General features: G+C 52.5%; 3 protein-coding genes. All 3 read left to right on the plus strand.

The annotated features are described in order from the left end of the window. Window positions 1-1,126: hypothetical protein (locus ACR0MS_RS20360; RefSeq protein WP_480579054.1), on the plus strand; the 1,126-nt coding region annotated here is incomplete at its 5' end. Between the two features lie 89 nt (window positions 1,127-1,215). Beyond that, window positions 1,216-2,949: a type I secretion system permease/ATPase gene (locus tag ACR0MS_RS20365; RefSeq protein ID WP_480578123.1), complete on the plus strand. Its 1,734-nt coding sequence runs from the start codon at window positions 1,216-1,218 to the stop codon at window positions 2,947-2,949. 12 nt (window positions 2,950-2,961) lie between these two features. After that, window positions 2,962-4,485 (plus strand): HlyD family type I secretion periplasmic adaptor subunit, encoded by a 1,524-nt coding sequence (locus ACR0MS_RS20370; RefSeq protein ID WP_480578126.1) that lies wholly within the window; start codon window positions 2,962-2,964, stop codon window positions 4,483-4,485. The last annotated feature ends 477 nt before the right edge of the window (window positions 4,486-4,962 follow it).

Consider the following 4,962-nt stretch of genomic DNA (forward strand, 5'->3'; position numbering starts at 1 on the left):
GACCGATGCGATCCGTCTGGTCGGCACCCTCAGCGATGCCGAGACCGCCGCGGACACCGCGACGGACTATGTCGACCTCACCCAAAAAATCTCGTTCACCGATGACGGGCCGGCTATTACTGTTGAAGACGCGTCCGGCAACTATTCGTCCGGTGCCCAAGATGCTTGGGCTGATGATCCTGGTGAGGATGGGTTTGCATCGCTGGACATTGAACTGGTCAGCTACAAGATCGGCACCGGGAGTGTTGTTGCGGTCGGAAGTGACCTGACGAAGAACGGCGACTATTCGTTCGCAGGGTCGATCACCGACGACTTTAACGGTGACGGCACCGACGAGACTGTAGACTTCACCTTGGTGTTTGATCCTGCCACGGACATGTACGATCTTCAGGTGTCTACACCGCCGGGTTCGGTGGTCGAACTGTCCACGGCAGATGGCAGCCTTGATGCGGGTGGCCCCGATCCGGTGCGAACGCTGACAATCGACAGTTCCGAAATCGTGTTCGCGGCGGTCAATCCGACAAGCTATTTGGCTCCGACTGACATCCAAGATCTCCTGAATGATCCTGAAGCTGATTGGGAAAGCACCGCGACTTTCCTCAGTGCCGAACAGATGAATGTCAGCACCTCGGGCATCGGGAATGGCAATAACAATCTTAACGGTAATGCCAATCACGGCATTGATGGTGACACGACATCGGGCGGAAAGGTGGATGAAAGCTTCGTCGTCGATCCAACCGGCTTTAACGTCAGCGCCGTGAAGGTCTTCATCGACAACTCTGTAGGTGGGTATGATAACCCGCCAGAGGATCTGTGGTACATGATCTACTATAGCGATGGCACATTCTCAGAGAATCCGATTGAGGTCTTGGACGGTGATCTGTCGCCCGAAGCCGGTGGTCAGGAAAGTTTTGTCATCGGCGATCCAATGGGTCCGAACAACATCGACGCGATCCAGCTCTTTATGGGTCAAGGGACCATCAAGATCCCGGTCATCGAGTTTACGACCTCGCAGGAGTTCAATCCCGAACCCTTACAGATGACCCTGAACGCGACAGAAACCGACGGTGACTCGGATACGGACACTGACGGGTTCACAATCGACCTCGACCCGGTTGTCGCCTGACAAAGTAGTGAAACTTGCAGATCCGGAACCCCGCCGGGTCTGCACATCCTCACAGCCGTACCAAACCCTTGTTACAGAGTGCCACGTTCATGAATGCCAATCCTGATACAAATATAGTCGATACCACCAGAAAAGCCGTGAAACGGCTTTTCCCGCCGCTGCTGATCGTAAGCTGTGTCGTAAACCTGCTACTTCTGGTGAGCGCAATCTACATGCTTCAGATCTATGACAGGGTTCTGACCACAGGGTCTTTCGACACTCTGGTCTGGCTGACGGTTGTCGCACTTTTTGCGCTGATCATTTACGGAATACTAGAGCAAGTACGACGGATGATCTTAGGTCGTGCAAGTTTCTGGGTTGAATCAGAACTTAGCGAACCGACCCTCAGAAAAGCCATGTCTGATCGGCTGACCGGCGGCAACCCAAAGGCCAGCCTGAACGATGTTGCCAACCTCAGGTCATTTTTGGGCGGAGACGCAGTCCTTGCCTTTTTTGATGCACTTTGGACCCCGATCTTTATTGCGTTCATTTGGTTACTTCACCCTGGACTTGGTGTCTTTGCGCTGTGCAGTGCTATCGTTCTCTTTGTCTTTGCGCTTACAAATGACATTCTGACACGCAATCCCAACAAGGAAATAAGTGCCAAGCTTCGCCAAAGTGATACGGCAGCGCAGCAGTTCCTTGAGAGTGGTGAAACCATACGTCCTCTGGGTATGGGTGATGCGTTGCTTGGTCGTTGGCAGTCTTTTCAAGCAGAGGCTCGACGTGAGCACCTGAACCTGAAGGAAAAAACCTCGGGCCTTGTCAGCGCATCACGCGCCCTGCGCCTTGCCTTGCAAGTCATGATACTGGGACTTGGCGCGTATTTTGTCCTTCAAGGCAATCTGACTGCTGGTGGGATGATCGCCGCCTCAATTGTTCTGGGCCGGGCACTTGCTCCTATTGAGCGTTCAATAAGCGCTTGGAAAGGTTTCGTTGCAGCGCGTACAGCCATCACCCGGCTCAGAGATCACTTTGCGGGTGAATTTGCTCCCGATTATGAAGTCAATTTACCAAAGCCTGTTGGACAATTGCAGGTGGAAGAGGTGTATTGTCTTGCACCGTATTCGGGCGAACCGATTCTGGAGAACATCTCTTTCGCTCTTGAGCCAGGCGAGACACTAGTCGTATTCGGGCCTTCAGGTTCGGGCAAATCGACCTTGTGCCGTCTGTTGGTCGGGGCCTGGAAACCAACGCGCGGCCATGTAAGGCTTGATGGTGCAGACGTCGGAAACTGGAACCCCGAAAATCTAGGGCCATGGCTGGGCTATCTGCCCCAAAATGTAGAGCTCTTTCCAGGCACGGTAGCCCAGAACATTGCCAGAATGCGAGACGTCGACGACTCGATGGTAATCAAGGCGGCCAAAGAAGCAGGAGTTCACGATCTCGTTTTGCGTTTACCGCAGGGGTACGAAACAGACGTTGGCTTGCATGGCGGGCGTATCTCTGGTGGCCAAAGGCAAAGGCTGGGACTTGCTCGTGCTCTTCTGGGTGACCCGTCGTTTATCGTCTTGGATGAGCCCAGTTCGAATCTTGATCAGGAAGGCGATGCAGCCCTCGCTGCAGCTCTTACGCGCTCCAAGAATCTTGGTCGCACCGTCGTCGTTGTGACCCATCGTCCCGCGGGGCTCAGGACTGCAGACAAGGTCCTGGTTCTCAAAGACGGAGCTGTCGCCGCATTTGGCCCGCGTGAGAAAATTTTGCAGATCAGAGGCCAGGCTCCAGCCTATCAAACCGTGCGTACGGTGCAATCTAGCAGCGGCAACAACGTAGTAGCAGAGTAAGGTGGTTTGCCAATGAGCTTTTGGGAAGAGTTACAGGAAAACGTGAAGGCTTTCTGTGCGTCGGTGCTTGATGGCATTCTGGGTGCTATTCCAGCCGACTGGTTGGATTGGATCTTAGAAAGGCTACCACCCGCCGTTGAACCGAGGTGGATCGCAGCAATAATTCTACTGCTTACGTTAGTGTTTCTGACATTACTCCTCCGCTCTTTTCGGCACAAAGCGGTCACAGAGTCAGCAGCCAACCTTAAAGACCTCACGCGTGCGCCGCTTCGCGCGGGGTACATCGTCGCAATCGGACTGGTCTTTGGTTTGGTGACCTGGTCATTCAGCGCCCGGCTGGAAGGCGCAGCCATTGCACCTGGAGTGGTCAGTCCAGAAGGGTACCGTAAAACTGTTCAACATCTCGAGGGCGGAATCATAAAGTCTATTCACGTGAGGGAGGGGGACAAGGTGGCCAAAGGTCAGGTTCTTTTGACTCTCGATGACGTGCAAGCACGCGCCCGACTTGACGAATTGGTAAATCGGTACACGCACCTGCTGGCGAGGGTTGCCCGCCTCGAAGCTGAATTAGACGGTTCCGAAATATTGGCCGTCCCGAACAGCGAGACTGTATCCGATGAAGCTGAGTTAATACGCGCAATCTCCGATCAACAAGAACTTCTAACGCGGCGAATTACGACACAAAAAGGCCGCGACGACATTCTGCGCAAACGCATCAAACAACTCGACGAAGAAAACCTCGGACTTAAGAGAACGATCGTTGGCTTGGACGAAAAAACACATTTGATTGAAGAAGAAATCCAAGGTGTCACAAGCCTGCTGGGGAAAGGTCTAGAAAGGAAATACCGGTTACTGGCCCTGAAACGCGCAGCCGCAGACATCACGATCGAGCGTGCGACCAGTAAAGCGCAGATTGCCCGTAATAATCAAAAAATTGGTGAAACCGAATTGCAATTACTGGCCATGGTTCAGCAGCAGATAGAAGACTCCACCATGGAATTATCGGAAATGAAACGTACTCTAGCCGAGTTGGAAAGTGAAATACGATGGCACAGGGATGTGGTCGATAGAACCGAAATACGCTCTCCGATCGAAGGTAAGGTAATGAATGTGCGAGTCACTACTCTTTCCGGGGTCGTCCGAAACGGTGAGCCGATCTTGGACATCGTACCTTCGAGGGTTCCTTTGATAATCGACGCCCGAGTTAACCCGATTGACATAGATGTCGTAAGTATTGGTATGCCTGCCCGTATTCATCTTACCGCGTATCAACAACGCAATATGCCGCAGATATTCGGTTTAATGCGCTCAATTTCCGCAGACCGCATAGTCGACGAAAATACCGGGCACCCCTATTATTTGGCGAAGGTCGAGGTTTTACCTGCCGAACTCGCAGATTTACAGGACGTCGAACTCGTCTCTGGAATGCCCGTAGAGGTTATGCTGCAAACCGGTGAAGCAAGCGTTGCCGACTATGTCATCGGGCCGCTTTTGAGTTCAATCCGACGTAGTTTCCGGGAAAATCACGGCAGTTAAAAACGATTTGGTGAAAAAAGGTGGGTAGTATTCAAAACAAGTTTGAAAATTTTTTCGTTGGTTGCTTGGTTACCCTTCAAGAACAACATAGAACGCACCATTCCAATTCTAGGGCATCGCTTGTTCCTTGATCTCCAAATATTGGAGAAATCTCAATCCGCCTTTGTATTTTGGAACTAGCGACAGGTTGATTTTTCTTTTGCGTGGAAAGTCGGCGACTGTGGCGGCTGGATTCGCTGCTCAGACTTAGCTGTCCTGTGTAGCGTCGCACAGTTGCAGCTCCGGGTGTGGGTTCCCTCAACGCGCAAAGCGCCCATTTAGCCTCTAGAACATTGTAATTGCTTATGAAAGATCGTTTTCAGGACTAGGATTTGAACCTGTGGTCCGGCGCGTTGCGCGTTCGTCGGGTGATCGGTCCACTGGATCGATCACTCTTCCTCCTCACCCTTCAGGTTATGGTTTGAGGGGACCGTGGCC

It is taken from the genome of Ruegeria sp. CJ2 (assembly GCF_056536745.1).